Source organism: Halorubrum amylolyticum (genome assembly GCF_004114995.1).
Classification (GTDB): Archaea; Halobacteriota; Halobacteria; order Halobacteriales; family Haloferacaceae; genus Halorubrum; species Halorubrum amylolyticum.
The window spans coordinates 1-20,636 of sequence record NZ_SDJP01000004.1 but is presented as its reverse complement, the minus strand read 5'-3'; the positions used below and the strand labels follow the sequence as shown (position 1 = coordinate 20,636).

Below are 20,636 nucleotides of genomic sequence, written 5' to 3'. Positions count from 1 at the left end.
GAGGGGACGCCCATAGCGGGGGTGCATTATTCTCGCGGGCCGTTAGAGCCAGATCACGAGGCCGGTCACGAGTGTCACGAGTCCGAGTGCCAGCCACGTCGTCCGCGGTGCAAGGCGCTGCCAAACCCGCCTCCCCAGCTGGCGGAGTTGATCACGGAGGGCTGCCCGCCGTTCTGTTTCGAGAACCGCGACTTCGTCGTAGTAATCGCGGCGCTCTGCGGGAAGCGTCCGGAGTGTCGTCTGGCACTCACTGCAGGTGTATTCGAACTCTGCACGGACATGCTGGCGGCGGAATTCTTGCTCGCCGCCCTCGTCGTAGCCGGTGATCTCGTACACGAGGAGTTTTGAGACGAAGCGACGGGCACCGCACTCCGGACATTGGTTCATTCTGAGCGCTGGTGTTCCATCCTCGCTGCTCGTATCGTCTGGCCAGGATGTCTGTGGCTCTGTGTCCTCGGTCTCTCGGGGTGGCCTCGTGTGGTTTTCTGACGGCGATGCACTCGCTGTCTCGGAGTTACTGAACGTAGACATGGATTCACCTGTGACTGCACTCAGCTGACACCAGGCTGGACACCACGACGGCTCTCCTGGTGGTGCCCATCGCGCTGAGCGCCGTCACCCTTGGTCGGCGCGATAAACGCCACTGCGGGGGAGTCGTCTAGTCGTCCCACAGTACTGCGATCCGGTCTTCGATCTCGTCGAGGACGAGTCGCAGGACATCACGATGATCGGTCGGCCAGGAGTCATCGTCACCGGGCGTCGGGGCGGTGGGCGGGGGATGGAAGTGGTCGCGCGTATTGTGGGGGTTCGGATGCCGATCCCATCGGCATTTCCAGGTGTGCTCCGAATGGACCTCTCGATAGTGGATTGTGAAGTCGTCGTTCGTGTACCAGCGGACAGTCAGGGTTGCGTCGTCGACGGGCGCAGGGTAGTATGACGATGCAAAGACGACCTGAAGCTCGAGATGGCCGCTTGCATCCGTGATGGCCGCTTCGGAGACCTGCCTCGTCGCTTGGAGCCGTGTGTAAACTACCCCACCCTACTCGCTCACGGCTTCGCCGTTCGCTTCGTTGCGGGTGGGGCTTTCGCGTGGACTCCCGCTCTGGCCGGAATCCCCGGCAGGAGGCTCATACTCTCCGTTCGCGTTCAACATCCCGCGATTCAAGCGCACGCCTACGGGTGCACCTCCGCCGTCCCCAGTTTGGTTACGACGGAGATACCGCAGTCCGACGTTTTTGGCGGCGTTGTAGTCAGCGTGGTTCTCGTAGCCGCACTTCAGGCACTCGAAGTCCTCGCCGTCGCGGTTGTCCGGGTGGGTGAACCCACAGTGTGAGCAACGACGTGACGTGTTCTCCGGGTCCACCTGCTCCACGTTGATACCGTGGAGTTCGGCCTTGTATTCGACGTACTCGTACAACCGCTCGAAGGCCCATTTGTGACCCCACGAGGCACCGGAGAGGCGGTCGCGGATGCCGGTCAACTTCTCGAAGGCGATAACCGTACAGCCGTTCTCAACGGCTTCCTCGATGATACCGTTCGCAATCCGGTGGAGCATCATCTTGAACCGACCCGTCTCCTTGCGACCGACCGACTGGATGTTCTCGTGGGCGTGGCGCGACCCACACTGCTGGAGTGAAGCCCGACGCTTCTCGTACTCGCGCCGCCAGTGGTCGAACTCGTGACCGCTCCAGAACGTGCCCATCGACGTGACCGCGAGTTGGTTCACGCCGAGGTCAACGCCGAGGACTGTGCTGTGCCCGGTCGTTGCTTGTTCCAGCGTGTCAGACTCCACCTCCGCCTTTGTGCGGAGATGAAGGAACCACTCGCCATGTTTGTGATGGAGTTCTGCCCCCGTCTCCTCGTAGTCGTCGCTGTCAAGGTACCGGCTGTGGGGCGTGTCGCGGCCCTCGTCGGGAAGGGCGTACTGGACTTCGATGCGTCCCTCTACGGTTGCCAGCGACACGTATTCGTCGTGGAAGGTCGCGCACCGTTTGTCGTAGACGATGGTGGGCTTCGAGAAGTGTGGTTTACCAGCGTACTCACCTTGCTTCCAGCGGGCGACGACGCTCTGTACGGCGTTGGCGGCCTTGTTGCGGGCGTTCTGGACGAGATTCGCGTGCAACCGTGTCTGGTCGCGTACATCGTCGTAGGTTTCTTCCTGCAACTGGGCCTTGCTCGTCGTCTTGTAGTCGCCCCGCCAAGCGTGGTCCACAACGTAGTTAGCGGCCCACAAAAACTCGTCAACAGTTTCGCGGAGAAGTACGGCATCGTCGCTGTCCACGTCGAGTTTGACCGGGACAGTGCGCCGCACCTCCATACGTCAGATGTATGGTTGATGGTTTATTAGTGCTGGGGAGAAAGGGCGACAACAGTCCGTGGTCTATTGCAGAGTTGTCGGCTTCCTCTCCGGCCTACTCGTTCGCTTCGCTCACTCATTAAGGCCGGAGGCTCCGCCTCGAAACTGCTGAAGGAACTCGAGGATTGGGCGATCGATGGGGGGCCGGGCTCCCGCCATCGCCTGTCGGTGGCACCATCGAGCGGGCTACCCGGATGCCTGTTCGCGTTCGCTACCCGTGCGTTGCTGGCGCGCCCGTTCGTAGCGGTCTCGCTCTTCGCGGGCGGTCGCCCAGTCGCCGAGGTCGCTGTACACGTCGTCGATGGTTCGCTCGTCGCTGCCTTCCGCGGCGGTAACGGCGTCGACGGCAGCCGGTGACGCGGCGTCGTACGCCTCCTCATACTCGGTGATGCGCGTCGTGAGTTCACGAACGCAATTCTGCAGGTCCTCGACGGAGTGGTCGGCTGCGAGCTGGTTGATGCGTCGCCACTCGAAATACGCGTCATTGCGTTCGTACGTGGCTGGATGGCCATCGTGTTGGGTGACGATGCCGAGGTCGTCGAACCACCCCAGATACTTCCGGGCGGTCTTGGGGTCACAGTCGGCGGTGTCGGCGATCGCGCTCGCCGTCGTCGGCTCGCGGGTCTGCAGGATGGTGCCGTAGATGCGTTGTTCGACGTCGTCGCTGCTGAACGGCTCCTCGAAGGGGGGCGGCCCATCGGGGGCGTCTGTCTCGGACATATTCAGGATTGCAGCGCGAAGGATATATTTCTTACTTCGAGGAATAGTTTCCTGAACTACCGGATCCTGCGGTAGTCCCCGGTTTGTGGCGGGATTGAGCGTAGTTAACCAACAAATAGCGTGATATAGCGAGTCTGTTGGTTAAACCGTCTCGGCTCGCAGAATCAGAAGGCTCGAGGGAGGACTTCTCGGATGAAGGTGACGCGGCGCTAATACTCGGACTGGCCACCGAAGAATCGACTCAACATAGAGGGTGATTCTGAATCGTCATCGGTCTCTCTCGCAGTACCGGAGTCTTCCTCGTGAGACTGCGCAGTCTCCCGGTCACGGGTTGCGAGTTCGCCGGTGAGCCGCTCGACCTCTGCTTCGAGAGTCTCGATCCGCTCCGTCTTCTGTTCGAGTGTTGCTTCGATCTCGTCGACGCGCTCGCTCAACAGTCGGTTTTTCTCCGTCAGGTATGCACGACTCCGGTCTGCCTCGTCAGGTGTCCCGCCAGCTGTGACCTCGTCAGGTGTGCCGTGGGGATCTGCGGCGTCGTCGCCGGCGTCCGGGTTGTAGAACTCCGATGTGGTCGCAATCGCTCGCTCGATGGTCTTCTCGCCGTAGGTCGACCCGTCAGCGTAGTGAACCTCGTCCCATTTCTCGCGGTGGAGTCCCGACTGGCGGAACAGGTGATCCATCTGCGTCTGGTCGCCGCCGGTCCAGAATGCAAGCAAACAGCACAGAGCCATGTCGGCCTCGGACTGACTGTCGTAGCCGACCGTATTCCCGTTCCAGAGCCGCTCGAACTTCTCGCCGTTCGATGCGTTTCGCGCTTTTTCGAGGAGGTCCTCGTCTTCGAGGTCGACGTCGACGTCAGCTGCGTCGGTCGTCGGTGACCGGGCGTCAGTGCCATCACGCTGTTCGGACTCGGAGGCTGTGTCACGCTCTGTGTCCTGGACGTACTCGCGGTGAATCGCTGTGAGCGCGTCCTGCCGGCGTGCAACGCGCGTTGGTGTCCACTCGACGTGGTCGCCAGTGACGGTGAAAAAGCGTGCTGTGTCGTACAATTCGACGCTCCCGCGCCGGTTCCGCCCCTCGGGGAGTGCGCCAGTGATCAGGACGTGATAGCCGGTACCGGACGGTGACACCTCGGTGTAGGAGTCGAGTCGCTCAATGATGTCCAGCGCTGCGTCGTCGACGTCGCCGGTTTCCGGGTCGCGGCAGTCGTCCAGATCGACGCCGACGATGGGATCGTCGTCAGTAAACACGAACCCAATACCATCGGCGTGCTCTGTCTCGCTGTAGTCGAGTGCTGCCTCGAAACTCGCCCAGGTCTCCGACTCTGTTGCTGACGCGAACCCCCCAGCCCCTGGCGTCACCGGAATCTTCGTCGGTTTGCCGTCTCGCTCCTCCTCGCGCCAGCACACCCACTGGTCGCGTTCGCGTAACGTCTCCGGAATCGCCTCCGGCTCGTTGACGATAGGGTCACTCATCCTCACGTAGCACCTCGCATGGCTCTCACTGGCTCTGAGCCAGCACAGAACGCTCTCTGCTGTACGTCGCGATCCAATCCCTTGGTCCCAACGGGGACCCCCCGTTCTATCTTAGTTGGTTGTTGGGTGGAACACCCGCTATAGCAGGTTAAAAATCGCTGGACGTGAGCGTGTTCCACCCATTTCGCTCGGTTCGTTGGTGTTCCACCCATTGGGAATTTGGGTGGAACATACCGCTGTCGGGTGATTTCCGACCTTCGAGTTTGATTGGATGAGGTCATGATTCAGCTTGGGTGGAACAGGTCTCAAGAAGTCCCGATGATATCGGGAATTGGACCGTGTACGTCCATTTCATGGCTGAAAGTCCTCTTCAGACCGGATGCGGACACCAGTGTAATGCGGGACGGGTTCCCCGTCGATTCGCTTCTTCGTGGAGTCCACCTTGATGTGGGTGTTGAGCTTCCGGGTGAACCAACTCTTATTCAGCGGATCGTCGATGACGTGTGCCTCTGCCCAGTCGTTGTAGAGACCGAATACATCGTCTTTCGGCACGGCTTCATCCGCGTCTTCGACGAGATATTCGTCGACAAACGCTTCGAACGACGGTGGCGATTGGTCTTCCTCGACTTTCTCATCGGCCTGGTCGTTCTGACTGGGTGGTTCGTCAGCGGCCGCTGATTCAGGCGATGCGGGACGGAATGCCCCGTCAGTGATTGCCGAGAGTGGCCGCTTCCCACCGTCTTCATACACGACCGATTTCGCCTCATCGTGAAGGATGACGATGCCGTACGTCGAACGTGTGTAGTCTGGTACGGGGAGTCCGGCTTCGGGGACGAATGGCTTCTTGATACGCACCCAGTCATCCTCGAACGCCGATTTCGTCTCGTAGATGTGTTGCTCACCATGCTCATAAACGACGTACTCGTCGGCAGCGTGGTCGTAGCTGTAGATGGCTGGAACACGATCTTTCGAGAGTTTTCCAAGCGATGGGAGACGGATGTGTTCCGTCCCGCTGGCATCACGAAGGACGATCTCGTCGCCATCACGCTGCCAGATGTTCTGGGTCCCGTTCTCGTCGTCGGTCGCCGGTCGCACGGCCGTCACTCCACCTTCTTCGGTCGCTCCACCGTTGAACGTGAGATTCGAGTCAGTCGTGTAGAACCGTGTCTCACCATTCTGGAGGGTACGGACGGGTGGTGTGAGAATGCCGTCGACACGCTCGGCCCACTCAGTTTCGTCGTTTCCTGGGCGAACGACAAACAGCGGGATATCCCCTGCTTCTTGGGCTTTCCGGAGATTCGTGAGCACCTTTGCGGGATTCTCGGGTGTCGTCGTTTCGACTTCGATGGCGAATCGGTCGGCAACGTCGGGGTGGCTCGCCCTCGCGTCAGGTTTCTCGCTGCCATCCTGTGCGAGGATCGAGACAGTGAAGCCGAGTGCGGTGAGCTCTTCTTCGATCTGAAGGAGTGCTGCGTCGTGGGCACTCCCACCAGCGGCCTGCACGCCACCAGTATCGGGTGTCGAGACATCCTCTCCGGCTTCAGTGAGCCGGATGCGGAGCTCGTCGGCGTCGATATCGACGGTCGTATCGAGGTATCGTGATCGTTCTCGGATGTCCGCGAGGGCATCATACGATGGCGGCTCGGCGTCGACGTCGTCGAAGAGCCGTCTGAGTTCGTCGTCAACTGCTTCGACGGCCACCCAGCCGTTTTCCTCACGGCAGCCCTCTCGAAGCTGCAGACTCCGAACCACGTTCGCAATCGCGACGTCCAGGTCGTCGCTCCCGATATCGAGCACCCCGTGTCCGTCGGTCGGTGTTCTCGTTGTTGAGGCGTCTGTTGCGGCCGGCACGCCGTGTTCGTCATTGATGTCCTCGTGCATCGAGGAGAGTGTCTCAGTGAACTGCTCCTCTTCACGCTCTGTGAGCGGGGATTCGCTCTCGGGGTGGCCCGGTGGAATCGGGAGTGGTTCGAGACTGAACGGATACGGCCCCGTTTCACCGAACGTCGGGCTTGGCAAGCTGGCGATCCACTCTCCGCGCGGCAACGAACGGATCCGATTGGCGAAATCCGCAGGGTCCATCTCTTCGTGGGCCATCGCACGTGCCAGTTCCCGGTCGACGTTGATTTTCCCGATGAGCGAACTACCGATGTTGTTCAGAGCGTTCAGGTAGATCTTCCGCCCGCCTTCGGCCTCCATCTGTTCGGGGAACTGCATCGACAGGCCAACAGAGAGCCGGAATCCCCGGCCTTTCTCGAGGAGATCGTTCATGATGTCGGAGACCACAACCGATGCTGCCTCGTCGACGAGCAAGTTCACGACGTAGTCGTCCGAGTGCTGGGAGAGGGCCTGTTTGCGGTCCTTGAGAGCTGCATCGAGATTGGTCAGGATCACACCGGTCATAATCCGGGCAGCGTCGTCGCGGAGATCTCCGAGGTCGAAGAGGATGACCGTATCCTCGTCGAGGACATCCCGAAAGTCGAACTGGTTCTCGGTATTGTTGAAGATCTGCCGCAGGTGCGTATCCTGTGAAATGTACGCAAGGCGGTTTCCGACACCGCCCATCACGTTCGCGAAGGTGTTCGAATCTAACTGGAGCTGCCGTCGAATCGTCCGCGTGACTTCCTCGTCGCTCGACCGTGGGGCGTCGCCGATGTTTTCGTTCGGTGGCCCGGCCTCCCAGAGCTGGTCGACGACGTGTTCGAGCTGTCGGTGGGCGAAGTAGTCCGTCGACGCTCGGTACAGCCCGTTCTCACGCCCGTATTCCTCGTCGAACAGGGCCTTGATGAGTGTCTTGATGAGAGTCGGGGCCACAGTCGCCCGCTCGTAGCGGTCGGTTCCCATCACGAGCTTCAAAATCTCTTCGTAGTGGTCGGCCTTCCGTTGGACGGCGTCTTCGCGGCGCCGTCCGCTCTCCATCGACGGTCCGAGATCGAAAAACGAGAACCCGGGGAGCACGTCCGGGATCGGGAAGTGGACGACGTTCTCTTCGAGGTCGGTCATTCCGAACCGACGCGCGTGAGCCCGCATATAATTCTGGGCCATGTCGTCGTTCTTCGGGATGATGAGGATCGTCGGCCCCTCGGTGTTGTCGTACAGCGACAGCATATCGTTGATCAGGGCTTTCGACTTCCCAGAGCCGGTTGTTCCGAACCGGCCGTAATGTGTGGGCAGCAGTCCGGGTGGAATGTGTGTCGGCACGTCTTCGGCCTCGCCGGTGTCGTCGAGGGCATACCCGATTGCCATCCCGTCTCGGAACTCACCCATAAGGTCCTGGTGCGGACGGGGCAACGGATTCCGACTCTGCTGTTCCGCACGCGTCCCACGTGCCCCCTCGACAGTAAGCTGCTCCGAGGAGGGGACGAGTACGAAGTGCGCGAGTTCTCGACCACTCAGGACGAACTCTGGTCGGGTCGTCCCACGACCGGTCGTGATCTCACGATCCAAGAGCCGCTGCAGCGCCGCTCGTGCGTTCCGTTCTTTCGTGGCTGCCCGGAAGCCGCTGTCGCGTATCCGTTCGGCCTCCACCTCGTAATACGGCCCGTCGAGTGGATCGAAAACTGGCGCGAGTGACTGCAGGTGCTTGTCGAGCGCTTCACGCTCGCCGTCACTGGATGGAACGCTGAGTGCTCGAATATTCGCGGTGAACGAGCGCTTCGGGTTTTTGGCCTCGATGGCCCCGACGCGTTTTGCTTGTGGGCCACTCAACTCCTCCCGGCTTCGGTGGTCAGATTCGTCGTCAAACTCGAAGAGTGACCCGAAAACTCGCTGAGCCCAGGTATCCCGGCCATCGATGATGTCTTCCTTGCGAAGTTCAGCATCGCCCTGCCAGCTATCTCGCTGCTGGAAGACGACCTGGAACGCGATTGGCGCACTCGCCTCCGTCAAGTCATCGACGAGTGATGCGAGCGCACCGCCAGGCTGGTCGACAGCGTCGGGGCTATCGTCGACGTCGTCGGCAGTGAATGGCGAGAGTGAGGTCATCCAGTCCTGCTTTCGGGTCGCCGAGCCCTGCCACCGCACGCCGAGTGGGGAGACGGTATCGGTCGCTGGCCGGGCGAGTATCGTTCCCTCTGACGTCATCGTTGGTTTCGCTAGCGCCGTGAGTGGCTCATCCTCGAGAATCGCATCTGGTGGAGCGAGTTCGAGGGCAGTATCCCCAGCTTCGATGACGTGGTCGGCAGACAGGTCGGTGACCGTCCCTCCATCCGCAGCTGATTCAGCTTCCGTTAGTTCCGCTTGACTGTCGTCATCAGTCTCGAGCTCGTAGTGCTCGTCAGGGCCAAACTCGTACGTGAGCTCGCCTGACTCATAGTGCTCGACGAATGTCTCGCGGTCGAATTCGACAGGCTGCACGAGTCGGGATGCGACGTCGACCTCGGTACGCTCGATGTCGAACGTCTCTGGATAGATCGACCGGAGCCGTTTCTCCAGGGTATCCAGATGGTCGTCGGCACCGTAGTAGAATTCGACGGGGTCATCTTTCCCCTCGCTCAGCGCGAGAAATTCGAAGCGTAGCGGTGTGTCGCTATGTAGCGGATTGAGTTTGTCAGCTAGCCCTGTCGAGTCCGTTGAGGTCAGTTTGTGGAGGCTCTCCAGTGCCTGCGGCAGACGCTCCGGATTGAGGCGTTCGGAGGTTGGCGTCACGCGAAGATACTCACGCATCGTCTCCACCTCCCGTTTCACCGCCATCAGTCTCTGTTGGCGCCCGCTCAGATTGGAGTTGTCCGTTGTCAGTCCCTCGGCGTTCAATCTCGTCTTGGAACGCCTGCACGTCCGCGTTCACGGCGTTCTCACCAGTCCCGGGGAGTGAGGATCGCCGTTGCTCGGTTGGCTCGAAGTCGATGACTTGCTTCTCTTTGGGCATCGCTTTGACTTGGATGCCGCGCCACTCGCCGTCGACGCCGACGAGCGCCTCGGAGAAGCCGGCGTCCTCGTTGCCGGGGACGGCGTCCTGGACGAACCGCATCTGCGCGTAGTTCAGCCCGAACTCGTCGGCCCACTCCTTGTCCATTCCGTCCAGCCGATGGAACTGCTTGACTGCACACTGGTCCAGAATGGCCTCGCTCTCGGCGTGCTCGAAGAACTCGTCGACGGTCTGCGTGACCAGTCGAATCGAGAGGTCGTGATGGCGGTGGTGGCGGAACACCGTCTCGAGGAACGCCAGGCTCGCGGCGTCCTGCATGATGTAGCGCGCCTCGTCGATGTAGAACACGACCTCCTTCTCCGAGACCTTCGCCCGTTCGTACACCAGCGAGATGAGTAGCTGCATCGTCAGTGCCGTGCTGCTGTCGACGCTGCCCTCCTGCTGGGCCAGATCGAGGTAGATGACCTTCTCGTCCCGGATGTCGAAATCCGATTCTTGGCCGAGGTTGGCGTGGCGACCGTCGTCCTCGAAGGGGCGCAGCTGATCGAGGAGCCACGTCGCGTCCTCTTTGATCTTCCCTGCCTCTTCGTCGGATCGAACGACGAACTCCTCAGGGTCGTCGACCATGTCCTCGAAGACGTCCATCATATCACGGATGGTCGGACTCGGATTGCTGTGCGTCGAGATGTCGTCGGTGATGCCGTTGCGCTGGTAGGCACGTTTGAGGGCGAGTTCGAGCGTAGTGCGCCGGTCTCCCAGTGAGATGCCCCGGAGGGCAAAGAAGTTCGTCAGGAAGCTCATCGCGTCGTCGAGTTTCTCGTTGAACGGGCTCGCGTCCTCGCCCATCGCCCGCTGGACGTGTTCGGGCGTCTCCCGAATCTCCAAGGGGTTCAGCCCGAGCGTCCCGCCGACTGTGATCCGCTTGGCGTCGAGCGCCTCCGAGACACCGGCCCAGTTGTTCAGCGGCTCGAGGATGATGCCGATACGGTCCTTACTCTGCTCGATGGAGCGGATGAAGTTCTGCTTCGAACTGAACGACTTCCCCGACCCCGTGTCGCCCACGGTGAACATCGCGTACCCGTTGTCCCGCGCGAACGGGTCGATGACCACGGGACTCTGGTTATCTTTGTGAATCCCGAACTCGACGCCGCCCTCCTCGAGAATCGTCGCGTTGTGCGGCGAGGACAGCAACGCGCCGACGGCGCCGCCGAGCGCAATCGATGTCCGCCCGAATTCGTTGTCACCAATGGGCGCGGCGGATTGGAGGGCGAGATCCTGCCGACAGATAGCCGTCTTCGGCGTGAGGTTCGCCGGGTCGTCGCGGAGCGCGCTCTTGACCGTCTGGACGGCATCTCTGAGTTCGTCTTTCTCGTCGGCCCGCACGGTGATGAACATCCCTTGGTCGAAGACGTTCGCGCCGTTCTCGACGGCCTTGTACGTCGCTGCGGCCTCGTTGGCGCGCTCTTGGAGATAGGCGCTCCGGATACTCTGTTCGAGGTCAGCATCGACCTGGAGGTCGTCAGCGATGTCCTGCAGTTCGTTCCGGGCCCGCTCCTGATTTTTCGGCGTGATGTGGGCCGTCAAATCGAACTGGACATCGGTCATCTCGAAGAGGTCGCTCAGATACCCGTCGTTGGGATAGTCGGCATAGTTAGCGATGTAGAGTGTCGTCGTCCACTGTTCGCCGACCCGTGCGGCTCGCGTTTCCCACTCGACAGCTCCGGGAGCGGTGACGGTCTTGTGCGACTCGGAGATGTCGTCGAGGAGCTTGCGTTCGGCCTCGCCTTCTTCGAGTGTCTCCTCGTCGAGGACATCGGTAAAGTCCACGTCTGGTTCATCATCCGCAGTGAAGCGGTCCCACAGGTACTTACTGCCGACGCCAAGGCCGAGACCCACTGCAAGGGCAAGTACTGCACTCTCTGCTGGTGTCAGATTCTGGAGCCACCCGGCGACGGAGCCAAGCGCGCCACCACCAGTCTGGAGGATCACGTTACGCATCGTGTGGGTCCTCCCGGCGCGAGTGGCCGATGATCGATTGGTCGCGAACGACACGTTCCGCCTCGTCGTAGTCATGTTCGCGGCCGTTCCAAAAGTCCATATTCAGAACGAACAGCTCGACCGTGCTGAGTCGACGTGCGGACCACCCCGACGCCTGCTGGATAAACTCGGAGCGAACGTCGTTCACGCGACTGTCGAGCTTCTCGAACATCTGCGCACGACGTTCGACGTCGGTGAGGTCCTCGCGGCGGGTGACGAACGGGTTGAACAGGAACCCGATGACGGGGAACTGGGTCAGCTTCTCGGCGGGGGTGCCCTCGTCGCGGAAGCGGTCGTACACTTCTATCGGGCTGACTTCAACGCCGATGTAGTACCGGACCTGCTGAATGCCCCGGTCACGCATCTCCTTCGGCCGTGTTTCCCGATATTCTTCGAGGAGTTCCCGGAAGATCGGGTTCTCCGTGACGTCTTCGTCCGTGAGCCGATCCTCGATAGTCTCGGTGATCTGCTCGACCGGGAAGGAACGAGTTGTGGCGTGGAGTTTGAGCTTCGAGTCCAGCTCTTTGTTGGCGAACTCTTCGCCGGCGTCTTGCAGCTGCGCCCAGTCGTCGGACATCGCGAAGTCCATGTTGGCCGGATCGATCTCGATGAACGCCTCCATCGCGCCGTCTTCACGCTGGATGGCACCAGCACCCGGCCACGCCCGCTTGATGTTCGTGAGGTCCTGTGTCCGCTCGTCCGGCTTGAACGGCGTGTAGTTCGCGAGTCCGCCTTCGTTGCGCTCTGACTCGTTGGTACTCGTGTCGGCTTCGGCGGGCGCACTGAACGTGATCTGAGGCCGTTTGAGGTATCGATAGACGTCTTTGGTCCACGTCCAAGCGTTCAGGTGGGTTGGTGAGACGTAGATGACGGCAACGCCAAAGCCAAGCCCGCCAGCGACGAACGGGAGGGCAAGCGACTCGATCCCGGTGAGGCCAGCGATAAACAGCCCAATAATGGGGAAGGCGATGAGCATGCCGACGTCTCCTTCCTCGATATTGAGATACGGGATGCGACTCTCCTCGCCGAACTGATCCATGATGCGCCGTGCGGCCGCGTCTTGATCTGCTGACATTGTTAGTGGATTCCTCGATCAAACTCCATCCCACGGTCGTCACTCGCCGATTCCGCTGTCGCTCCACCAGGGTCATTCTCTGTTCGACGGTACGATGGCGTCCCGCCATCGTCTCCTCCATGCCCACCGCGGGCAGCTGCCTTTTGTGCGACGGCGTGGCCAGCGGCGGCTTTCGGCCCCCACCGAGCGGCGGTCGTCGCGACGCCGGCGCCACCGACATAGGCACCGGCGGCGACACCACCAACGAGTGCTGCGCCTTTCGTCGCACCGCCGACGACTTTGGCCGTCAGCGGCGTCGCGTATTTGAACGTCTTCCACGTGATGTAGAGGGCGACCAGTGGAAGCGACGCCGCGACGAGATATTTGAGGAACGCTGTTCCGGGTGTGAGCGTTCCACCGCCGTAGATCAAATCGTACCCCTTGAGGACCATCGCTGCTGGGAGCGGGAGGACAGCCAACGGGACAAACCGTTTGCAGAACCCCATCGCGATATCGGATACGACCGGAATGTTTCCGTAGGCCAGTGCAAATGCAATCGGCATTCCGTACAGGTAGACATACAGCAGAATCATCCGGATGTAGAACAGCGCCTCCAGCGCCCACATCGAGATTCCACCAATCACGGCGAACAATAGTCCCAGCCCTGGGTTTGTGATAGATACCTCCAAGAATCCAATCATCGCCTCCGTAACCGAGGAAAGCTCCGGCATCAGGGCGATAGTGAATCCGTCAACGAGGTAGAGTGCAAGAGTTCCAACCCAATACCACGTAATGATTAGAAAAGCACCGACCCAGGCCGTCTTCTTCGTTTTTCGGGCTTCGTAGGTACTTCCAATATTGAATATCCGAACCGTGTGACGGCCCTGAACGCTCATCACGAGGAGCAAGAGGGCAACCAGCATGATTTCGCCGCCGATGAGAGCATCGTGAATCGCTGGCCAGGGTGCATTGGTTGGTTCACCGAAGACAAAAGCTCCGTTCGTCTCTGGAGTAGGTGTCCCGAACATTCCCTCAGTCAGAGTTTCATACCCTGATCTGAGACCGTCCATGAACAGCCCAATGAACCACTCAACGACGCCCTTGATACCCTCAAGGACGACATCAATGAGATCGACCATCGTTATACCTCAGTGATCGTGACCTCACAATCAGTCATATCGTCGGAACCAGTGTATTGAACGTTGTAGGTGCTTGAGACCTGATTTCCACCGACCCGTGTCTCAACGATAACAGTAAACTGGCCACTATTCCCGTCTGGGGAGCATCCCATCCCGTCCTCAGTTTCTGTACCGAACGGAAACGAACTACTGAACAGGTCGGCCGTCTCGCCGGGGGAAACTACTACCCGGTCGGTTTCGTGCATTCCACTGCCTCTGGGGTTCTCAATTGGATTGGGAACGTCCCCGGAGAAGATTAGTTCAGTTATCGCTTCCGGACCGCTTCCTGTGTTCTCTACCGTAACGAATGCCTCGCCATTCTTGATCCGGTCCGTCTCGCTCTCACCATAGACTTCGTCCCACGGCTTATCTGGGTTATTCCGATAGAGTCCGACATCCTGTATCTGAATCTCTGGACGCAGTTCAGTCGTGGTCTCAACTACTGTCTCCTCGCCTTTCAACGCGAGTACGCGGTACTCACCGGGCGCATATGCGGTGCCGATCTCGAATGAGACCTGCTGAGCACCTGCGGCTACGTCACGCTTCCCGAATAACTCGCCGTTCGGTTGGATGAGGTTGACTTGGTCGACGTCGGCCTCTTCGGAGAGTTCGACGACGAGTGTTGTCTCCTCGACAGCGATGCGCGTGAGTGGGCCGTTGCCATCTGGAGAGGTCGTTCCATCACCAGGCGTCCCAGAACCGCCATTGTCGTTCAGACAGCCAGCGACGCTTACGAGCGCAGCACCTGCGACTGTTCGGAGGGCGGTTCGCCGACTGATGTGTGGGTGGTTTCTAGTCATGGACTATGGGTTCCGTTGGAAGATGTCTTCTGGACCGAGCATTCGGAGGAGCCGCTTGCCTGCGTAGAACATCACAAGAAACGGGATGAGCTGCCAGCCGACCTCGAAAATAAATGCGAACCAACCGTCGATGGTGCCGAGCGGATGCCAGCGAGCAGTAGCCGTCGCACTCACATATGCGGGGTTGTGCCCGAGCCACGAACCCGGATGGTACCGTGCCGTGTAGATACCCGGCTCGTCGATCGTCACAATCGCCACCCCGGAGGCGTTGGTCTCGACGCGTTGCTCCGCGATGGTGATGTAGCCGTTGCGAGTGTTCCCGCCAATTGGATATCGTCGGTCGGGATCGCTGAGCACGATCGGTGCGCCGGTCTCGTTGTCTCGGAGTTCGATGCGGAGTGTGGCCTGACTTTCGTTCTGCTGGAGCACCTCAACCGTCAGATTACTGCGCCGGAGCTGCCGCTCTGAGCTAGCGTCAGGTGCCACAATCGAGGCGTTCACGCCCCGTACGATCCCCGCCACCTGGAGCGCGTCGCGGTCGACGTTCTCCGCGCGAACCGCAACACCGTACGTCGTCGTGTACGACTGGTTGACGATGTCGATGTTGATGTTCTCACCGAGCGTTCCGTCCGGAGACGGTCGGTCAGTGCCCCAGGTGTCGATAATCTCTGGGCCATCGCGAACTGGTTCAGCACGCGGGCCGATTCGCGACGGGTACGCGTGAATATAGACCGGAATCGCATCCGACTCGACGGTGGCGCTGTCGGTTCGGTTCGACCTGACGAGTGTATCCCAGTTGGTGTTCCGAGCGGTGTAGAACCGCCAGACGCCACGCACTCGTGCGCTTCCATTCTCCGTCAGCGTGTACCCCTGCCACGGTCTGGACTGGAAAATGGCCACACCGGCGTCACCATTGGGATACTCGGCGTAGTAGGGGTACGCCGAGAGGTCGTAGATCTCGACGGCGATCGAATCCGAGACGTTGAGCGATTCGGTTCGGTACGTGACCTCGACATCAGTCTCGTCGCCTCGGTCGATTCGCGTGGTCTTCTTCAACCGGACGCTGATCTCGGCTTCAAGCGTGAGGTTTGCACTCCAGTCATCCTCGATCTGGTAGTCGAGGGCCGGCGTGTGCGAGCCGTCGCGCTCGACGATGGTTTCGCCGTCCTTCTGCAATCGAACCTCCTCAACCTCGTTGCTCGCGAGCGACCACTCGATCGTCGTGTTCCCCGAAGAGCTCCCGTTCGGGACGCGAACGCGATAGTCGACGAACCCCCGCATCGTGCCGTTCGGCGCGATATAGAGCGGCGTGTCACCCGACTCCAAGTGACCTCGCGTCGACGGCTGCACTGCGAACACCGTGGCGTGGGCGTCCTCGATGAACACCCCGTCTTCGAGCGACGCGTGGCGCGGATACACAGACGTATCCGACCCACCGGGTTCGAGATCAGCGAAATCGTTTCGCGTCCACGTTGCAGCTGTCGCCGGCGGGCGCGTGAACGTGATGTCCGTCCCGTTTGCGAGTTGGTGCATCGCGGTCCGGCTCTCGCCGTAGCGCTGCTGGTACTCCTCCTGGGTGATGTAGTTGTCCGCGTCGCGAGACCACAGCGTCGCTGATTCATTCTCAGTGAGCCCATTCCCCTCCGTGCCTGGCCGTGGCGGGCTTGCAGTGACGAGACCCGTGACTAAACTCGTCACGAACAGGGCGGCCATTAGCACGGAGAGCTCTCGTTGTGTCATGGGGGCTCGCGACGGGGGTGGTAGTCACCTACCAGGGGGCGAGGTCGACGCACTGCGCCAGCGGGAGGTTCATCATCGACCCAGCGACGGTGTAGAGTGGCCCGAGGGCGACGAGGACGACCGCGGACTTCATCGCCGACCGTTTGTGGCGCTTGAGGCCCTTCTTCTGCTCGGGCGTAATCGTGAACATCTCGATAAGGGAGTCAGCCTGCCACACGACTGCGAGGCCGACAATGCCCAGCGCCGTGGTAAGCTGGAAGAAGCCCTCGATCATGCTGGGAAGGTTGTCTGCGCTACAGACAGCGTTCGTCTGTGCGGCGGCGGGTTCCACAGCGAACAGGCTCAGGACGACGACGATGAACACAGCTTGCCTGGGAAGCCTACTCGATGCCGTGGACTGGCTGTCGGGGCGATTCGAAGCCGTCTCGGAGGGCGTATTGTCCTGTGACATAGCGGGTTACTCCTCTGCGTCGTCGACGAGTGCTTTCAGATCAGCGTAGCGGTTGGTCTCGTCGACGATCTCGTCTTTCGTGTAGCCCTGTTCGCGGGCCCGTTCGAAGAGATCTCGAAGCTCGTCGGGGTCGACGTCGCGAAGCTCCATCTCATCTCGGAGGGCGCGGCGATAGAGGGCGGAACCGTTGATATGGCTGTTCCACGTCAGGTACAGATCATCGATGTCTTCGATGGTGACTGCCCGTGTGATCATATGTGCGGGGTGGGTATGCACCGGTTGAGCCCCGGTCCATGGTGGTGCGATAGCTAGAAGATCGGTATATGCTTTCTGGCCACCAACTGGCGCAAAAATCTAAAGTAAATTATAACCGGAGAGTTCGTTCACCTCGCAAAGGCACCGTTAACCAACAATGGGGTTAGATTCCGTTGACTGTTGGTTAAGACTGAAATCGCGCTCTACTCGAGTTCCACGACCTCTCCACGCCCGTTGTCGAGGATTTCTCGCACCTCGGCCAAGAGTTCCTGACCTTCCTCGTGGAGCCTTGTTCCTTCATCGAGGTCACACTCGTCCGCATCGAGCTGTTTAATGATTTCTTCGACACGGGCCAGCCGGTCGTGGATCTCTTGGTCGTTTGCCACGTTTAGATCACCCCCAACCAAAGCCCAGTGATGGCCAACAACAGCAACAGCAGCACAGCGATTGCGGCCTTGTAGTAGACCGGCGGGAGCCCCTCGGATGCGGCCGCCTCGTCGACTGCTTCGGCGAGTTCCTGTTCGTGTTCGTGCTCCTGCTGGAAGGTTTCGTACGCGGCGTCGAGTTGCTGGGCCAACGGCTTGACCTCGCCCGCGAAGAACTCCTCGCTGGAATTCACGATATACTCGCCAGCGGCCGTCGGCGTGATCGTCGCCACATCCGCGACTTGATCGGCGATTAACCGGTCGTCAGTATGCCCGATCGCCGTGACGGTCGGGGTGTTCGCGGTGAAGATAGCTTCCGCGACCCGCTCGGTGTTGAACGCCTGGAGGTTCGAATCACTCCCGCCGCCACGGCCGACGATGATCGAGTCGACCTCCTCGGAGCGGTCCAGATGGTGGAGGCCGTTCGCGATGGACGTGGGCGCCTCAGACCCTTGGACGGTGGCGTCCTTCACCAGGATGTCGACGGTAGGGTCCTGTTCGTGGATCGCGTTCTGGATGTCATAGCGGGCATCGCCACGGAGGGAGGTTACGACCCCAACCCGCTCTGGGAACGCCGGCGGGCGCTGTTTCTGCTCGTCGTCAAACCACCCACGCTCTTCGAGTTCGCTTCGCAGTCGCTCGACGGCAGCTGCTTGATCGCCGTCGCCGACGACGATCACCTCCCACGGCTTGAGGTCGATTTTCCCGCCTTCGACCCAGTAGTCGATGTCGCCTTCGAGGATGACCTCGGTCCCGTCCCCGAGGTCGACGTCCATGTTGCGGTAACGGTTCGCCCAGAGCATACAGGGGAGCTCGGCGTTACCGTCGGTGAGCGTGAAATAGAGTGCCGTACTGTTCTGGTGGAGGTCTGTGACTTCTCCGATACAGCGGACACCGTGGAGGGCAGGCGTCTCCTCGACGACAGACGCGATTCGGTCGTTCAGCTGTGAAACGCTGAGGACCGCTCTCGAATCGGGGTTGACCGCCTGCCGTTCAGTATCCGGTGCTTCCGCCATGTGCGTCTTCTAATACTGAAGAGCAACTTCAAAAAGCTACGTTCGAGTGATGAGGTCGACTGTGGTACCCCGGACTACAGGTCGCGGGGCTGGACCGTCTTCCGATCGTTCGCTTCGGCACGCTCGGCAGCGTCGTCGAGGAGTTCGGCGGCCTCTTCGTTGAGGGCGTCGTAGAAATCGGCCGAGACGTTGTGATCCGACAGTGCATCCTTCACAGCTGCTTTGACAATCAGGTCAGACATTCCATCACAGGATTCTCTTGTCCACCATATAAAGGTTCGAAGTTTCTCGCCGGGATTTCGGCCATAGTGCTGCCGAGACGCACTCAGGATACCAGAGAGCACTTAATCACCCCGTCAAAAGTAGGGAAACAGACGGATGCACGATTTAACCGGATTCCAGCGAGATATCTTGTACGTGATTACGGGGCTCGAAGAGCCACACGGGCTCGCAGTCAAGGACGAACTCGACGACTACTACGAACAAGAGATCAATCATGGGCGGCTCTATCCAAATCTGGACGACCTCGTCGACAAAGGGCTCCTAGAGAAAGGCGAACTCGACAAACGGACGAACGTGTATACGGTCACGAAACGTGGATTACGGGAGATCGAGGCGCGACGAGAGTGGGAAGACCAGTATCTTGAGGATGAGCAAGCAGCCACGACATCGTAGAGCCGAGTCAGTAGATTAGGGTAGAAGAAGCAAGACTGCTTTACCGATTCCTCACAAAGGTAGAGTGAAATGGACCGGCTCGTCTTCTATCATCATCCACAAGCCGAAAATTTCTCACTCAGATATAGCTCGGCATCACTAGCAGATATCCGGTCTCGACGAGAGCAGTCTGACGAGTCGACCAAGCTGATTGGTTACCCGTTTGAAACATTGGTCTATGTACTCTATGAGGGCGATACAGAGATCGAATCTGCCCAAGATATTGACTTCGACAGGGAGTGACTGAGTGACCGTATTCGTGACCTCCCTCGTGCTGGGCAAGTTGTCGCATTCCGACTGGTGGAATTGCTTGAGGCCGCTGTCGATGTTCGGGACGCGGATGAGTTCCGGCTCTACAAGGAGTTCGAACCGCAGAAGATACAACAGGCACTCGACCACGTCACGTGGGGAGCATCAGTTCCTGAAGTCGCCGGCGAAGTGATGTCGAATTTGATCCTCCGACATTCCCTCCCGAATGCGAATCATCGAACTGGCATCGCGATGCTGCAGTTCTGTATTGAGAGTGTGGACCCAGATTTTGAGATGCCACGAACGCACGTCGACGACGATTCCTGGCGAGAGTGGGTCGATCCCTATATCGTCGATTCCAAGCGGCTCATCACGGTCCGCCGGAACAACCTCCGTTTCAAGCAACTCGAAGAGCTGGACGTCGACCTCGTCGAACGGAAAGACGGGATCCAAATCCGATTAGCCGAGTTCGAGCTGGATATGCACTGGCGAGAAGCCCTCACAGAGTATGCTGGGCAGCACGAATCTCACTGTACGGACTTCGCGCAGGCAGTTCTCGAACGAGCAGGACGGGACGATCTACTTGACCGTCAAGGACCAACGAAACAAGAGTTCATCACGTATCTGGAGAACGGACTGGTCGAACGAGACTTCAGAGAAATGTTTTGATCAGTCGCGAAGCTCGGCGACCGACTGACCAACCTCACGGACGTGTTCACTTCGCTCGAGGTCGAGTTCCTCGGCGAGGTAGTCAACCGTCTCTTCGAGGCTCATATCGGAATAAAGTCCGTCTAACGGTATAAACCTAGTGCTGACGCAGCAGTGTCGCCCATCAGAGGAAGCGTTTGTGTATACCGAACTATACACCCTTCGGGAAAACTGTGGAACCGGTGACCGCATTGCGATACCCACCGAAATTACGCAGGTCGCCATCTGCTGTCCAGCAACCGAATTCAATTGAAAGAAGCTCCGAAGCGATCGGGAGCGTTTCAGTCTGCAGGTTGTGCGTCAGTCGCTGGTGTCCCGCTTGGAAGCTCGGGGATGGACAGGTCCACGCGGCGGAGCAGCTGTGCGTTGATGGCGACGATGACCGTGCTCAACGACATCAGGAGCGCACCCACAGCGGGGGAGAGCAGAATCCCGATCGGTGCCAAGACGCCTGCTGCAAGCGGAAGTGCGAAGACGTTGTATCCGGCGGCCCACACGATGTTCTCCTGCATCTTCCGGTAGCTCGCCTTACTGAGTTTCACGAGTCGCACTACATCCATCGGGTTGTTCTGCACGAGAATGACATCCGCC

Annotated in this window: 17 protein-coding genes and 2 pseudogenes; 2 read left to right on the top strand and 17 right to left on the bottom strand. The window is 59.8% G+C overall.

Annotated elements, in window-relative coordinates; genetic code table 11:
- Window positions 1-42: 42 nt before the first annotated feature.
- The 16 genes from ESO89_RS05355 to ESO89_RS05280 form a co-directional block, all read right to left on the bottom strand.
- Window positions 43-531, bottom strand: coding sequence for a hypothetical protein (locus ESO89_RS05355; protein WP_241686130.1), 489 nt, complete (start codon window positions 529-531; stop codon window positions 43-45).
- A 127-nt stretch (window positions 532-658) separates the two neighbouring features.
- Window positions 659-985 (bottom strand): hypothetical protein, encoded by a 327-nt coding sequence (locus tag ESO89_RS19345; RefSeq protein ID WP_128904724.1) that lies wholly within the window; start codon window positions 983-985, stop codon window positions 659-661.
- Between the two features lie 54 nt (window positions 986-1,039).
- Window positions 1,040-2,317: an RNA-guided endonuclease InsQ/TnpB family protein gene (locus ESO89_RS05345; protein ID WP_128904629.1), complete on the bottom strand. Its 1,278-nt coding sequence runs from the start codon at window positions 2,315-2,317 to the stop codon at window positions 1,040-1,042.
- Window positions 2,318-2,542: 225 nt separating this feature from the next.
- Window positions 2,543-3,076 carry a DUF7342 family protein gene (locus ESO89_RS05340; protein ID WP_128904628.1) on the bottom strand — a complete coding sequence of 178 codons (534 nt, stop codon included), beginning with the start codon at window positions 3,074-3,076 and terminating at the stop codon, window positions 2,543-2,545.
- 209 nt (window positions 3,077-3,285) lie between these two features.
- Complete coding sequence (locus ESO89_RS18430) at window positions 3,286-4,551, bottom strand: phage NrS-1 polymerase family protein (protein WP_164932743.1); 1,266 nt, start codon at window positions 4,549-4,551, stop codon at window positions 3,286-3,288.
- Window positions 4,552-4,902: 351 nt separating this feature from the next.
- Entirely contained in the window at window positions 4,903-9,243 is a 4,341-nt protein-coding gene (locus tag ESO89_RS05330; RefSeq protein ID WP_241686128.1) for a primase-like DNA-binding domain-containing protein, read from the bottom strand.
- Window positions 9,209-11,416: a VirB4 family type IV secretion system protein gene (locus tag ESO89_RS05325; protein WP_128904627.1), complete on the bottom strand. Its 2,208-nt coding sequence runs from the start codon at window positions 11,414-11,416 to the stop codon at window positions 9,209-9,211. Before ESO89_RS05325 ends, ESO89_RS05330 begins: the two co-directional genes overlap by 35 nt.
- Window positions 11,409-12,530, bottom strand: a complete 1,122-nt coding sequence (locus tag ESO89_RS05320) for a hypothetical protein (RefSeq protein WP_096396457.1) — start codon at window positions 12,528-12,530, stop codon at window positions 11,409-11,411. Before ESO89_RS05320 ends, ESO89_RS05325 begins: the two co-directional genes overlap by 8 nt.
- Before the next feature lie 2 nt (window positions 12,531-12,532).
- Window positions 12,533-13,648 (bottom strand): hypothetical protein, encoded by a 1,116-nt coding sequence (locus ESO89_RS05315; RefSeq protein WP_096396456.1) that lies wholly within the window; start codon window positions 13,646-13,648, stop codon window positions 12,533-12,535.
- 2 nt (window positions 13,649-13,650) lie between these two features.
- Window positions 13,651-14,487, bottom strand: coding sequence for a hypothetical protein (locus ESO89_RS05310; protein ID WP_096396455.1), 837 nt, complete (start codon window positions 14,485-14,487; stop codon window positions 13,651-13,653).
- A 3-nt stretch (window positions 14,488-14,490) separates the two neighbouring features.
- The gene (locus tag ESO89_RS05305; RefSeq protein WP_128904626.1) at window positions 14,491-16,227 is read right to left on the bottom strand and encodes a hypothetical protein; all 1,737 of its coding nucleotides are present in this window, start codon (window positions 16,225-16,227) and stop codon (window positions 14,491-14,493) included.
- 28 nt (window positions 16,228-16,255) lie between these two features.
- Window positions 16,256-16,678, bottom strand: coding sequence for a hypothetical protein (locus ESO89_RS05300; protein WP_096396453.1), 423 nt, complete (start codon window positions 16,676-16,678; stop codon window positions 16,256-16,258).
- A gap of 6 nt (window positions 16,679-16,684) precedes the next feature.
- Window positions 16,685-16,933: a hypothetical protein gene (locus ESO89_RS05295; protein ID WP_049987855.1), complete on the bottom strand. Its 249-nt coding sequence runs from the start codon at window positions 16,931-16,933 to the stop codon at window positions 16,685-16,687.
- A gap of 203 nt (window positions 16,934-17,136) precedes the next feature.
- Window positions 17,137-17,319, bottom strand: a complete 183-nt coding sequence (gene xseB, locus ESO89_RS05290) for an exodeoxyribonuclease VII small subunit (RefSeq protein WP_096396452.1) — start codon at window positions 17,317-17,319, stop codon at window positions 17,137-17,139.
- Between the two features lie 2 nt (window positions 17,320-17,321).
- On the bottom strand, window positions 17,322-18,374 hold the full coding sequence (gene xseA / locus ESO89_RS05285; protein WP_096396451.1) for an exodeoxyribonuclease VII large subunit: 1,053 nt from the start codon (window positions 18,372-18,374) through the stop codon (window positions 17,322-17,324).
- Between the two features lie 74 nt (window positions 18,375-18,448).
- Window positions 18,449-18,616 (bottom strand): DNA-binding protein, encoded by a 168-nt coding sequence (locus ESO89_RS05280; protein WP_009488216.1) that lies wholly within the window; start codon window positions 18,614-18,616, stop codon window positions 18,449-18,451.
- A gap of 136 nt (window positions 18,617-18,752) precedes the next feature.
- Between ESO89_RS05280 and ESO89_RS05275 the strand changes: the two genes are divergently transcribed.
- Window positions 18,753-19,049 carry a helix-turn-helix transcriptional regulator gene (locus ESO89_RS05275; protein ID WP_096396450.1) on the top strand — a complete coding sequence of 99 codons (297 nt, stop codon included), beginning with the start codon at window positions 18,753-18,755 and terminating at the stop codon, window positions 19,047-19,049.
- A 69-nt stretch (window positions 19,050-19,118) separates the two neighbouring features.
- A pseudogene (locus tag ESO89_RS05270) lies at window positions 19,119-20,006 on the top strand (hypothetical protein).
- A gap of 320 nt (window positions 20,007-20,326) precedes the next feature.
- Here ESO89_RS05270 and ESO89_RS05265 read toward each other — a convergent pair.
- Window positions 20,327-20,636 (bottom strand): annotated as a pseudogene (locus ESO89_RS05265) (heavy metal translocating P-type ATPase); the annotation flags it as partial.

What these genes read in the sequence shown, in the direction of transcription:
- ESO89_RS05315 (WP_096396456.1), bottom strand. Translation starts at nt 13,648, where the DNA reads ATGGTCGATCTCATTGATGTCGTCCTTGAGGGTATCAAGGGCGTCGTT.
- ESO89_RS05325 (WP_128904627.1), bottom strand. Translation starts at nt 11,416, where the DNA reads ATGCGTAACGTGATCCTCCAGACTGGTGGTGGCGCGCTTGGCTCCGTC.
- ESO89_RS05355 (WP_241686130.1), bottom strand. Translation starts at nt 531, where the DNA reads ATGTCTACGTTCAGTAACTCCGAGACAGCGAGTGCATCGCCGTCAGAA.
- ESO89_RS05275 (WP_096396450.1), top strand. Translation starts at nt 18,753, where the DNA reads ATGCACGATTTAACCGGATTCCAGCGAGATATCTTGTACGTGATTACG.
- ESO89_RS05345 (WP_128904629.1), bottom strand. Translation starts at nt 2,317, where the DNA reads ATGGAGGTGCGGCGCACTGTCCCGGTCAAACTCGACGTGGACAGCGAC.
- ESO89_RS05300 (WP_096396453.1), bottom strand. Translation starts at nt 16,678, where the DNA reads ATGTCACAGGACAATACGCCCTCCGAGACGGCTTCGAATCGCCCCGAC.
- ESO89_RS05320 (WP_096396457.1), bottom strand. Translation starts at nt 12,530, where the DNA reads ATGTCAGCAGATCAAGACGCGGCCGCACGGCGCATCATGGATCAGTTC.
- ESO89_RS05295 (WP_049987855.1), bottom strand. Translation starts at nt 16,933, where the DNA reads ATGATCACACGGGCAGTCACCATCGAAGACATCGATGATCTGTACCTG.
- ESO89_RS05305 (WP_128904626.1), bottom strand. Translation starts at nt 16,227, where the DNA reads ATGACACAACGAGAGCTCTCCGTGCTAATGGCCGCCCTGTTCGTGACG.
- xseA (WP_096396451.1), bottom strand. Translation starts at nt 18,374, where the DNA reads ATGGCGGAAGCACCGGATACTGAACGGCAGGCGGTCAACCCCGATTCG.
- ESO89_RS05310 (WP_096396455.1), bottom strand. Translation starts at nt 14,487, where the DNA reads ATGACTAGAAACCACCCACACATCAGTCGGCGAACCGCCCTCCGAACA.
- ESO89_RS05340 (WP_128904628.1), bottom strand. Translation starts at nt 3,076, where the DNA reads ATGTCCGAGACAGACGCCCCCGATGGGCCGCCCCCCTTCGAGGAGCCG.
- ESO89_RS05330 (WP_241686128.1), bottom strand. Translation starts at nt 9,243, where the DNA reads ATGGCGGTGAAACGGGAGGTGGAGACGATGCGTGAGTATCTTCGCGTG.
- ESO89_RS05280 (WP_009488216.1), bottom strand. Translation starts at nt 18,616, where the DNA reads ATGTCTGACCTGATTGTCAAAGCAGCTGTGAAGGATGCACTGTCGGAT.
- ESO89_RS18430 (WP_164932743.1), bottom strand. Translation starts at nt 4,551, where the DNA reads ATGAGTGACCCTATCGTCAACGAGCCGGAGGCGATTCCGGAGACGTTA.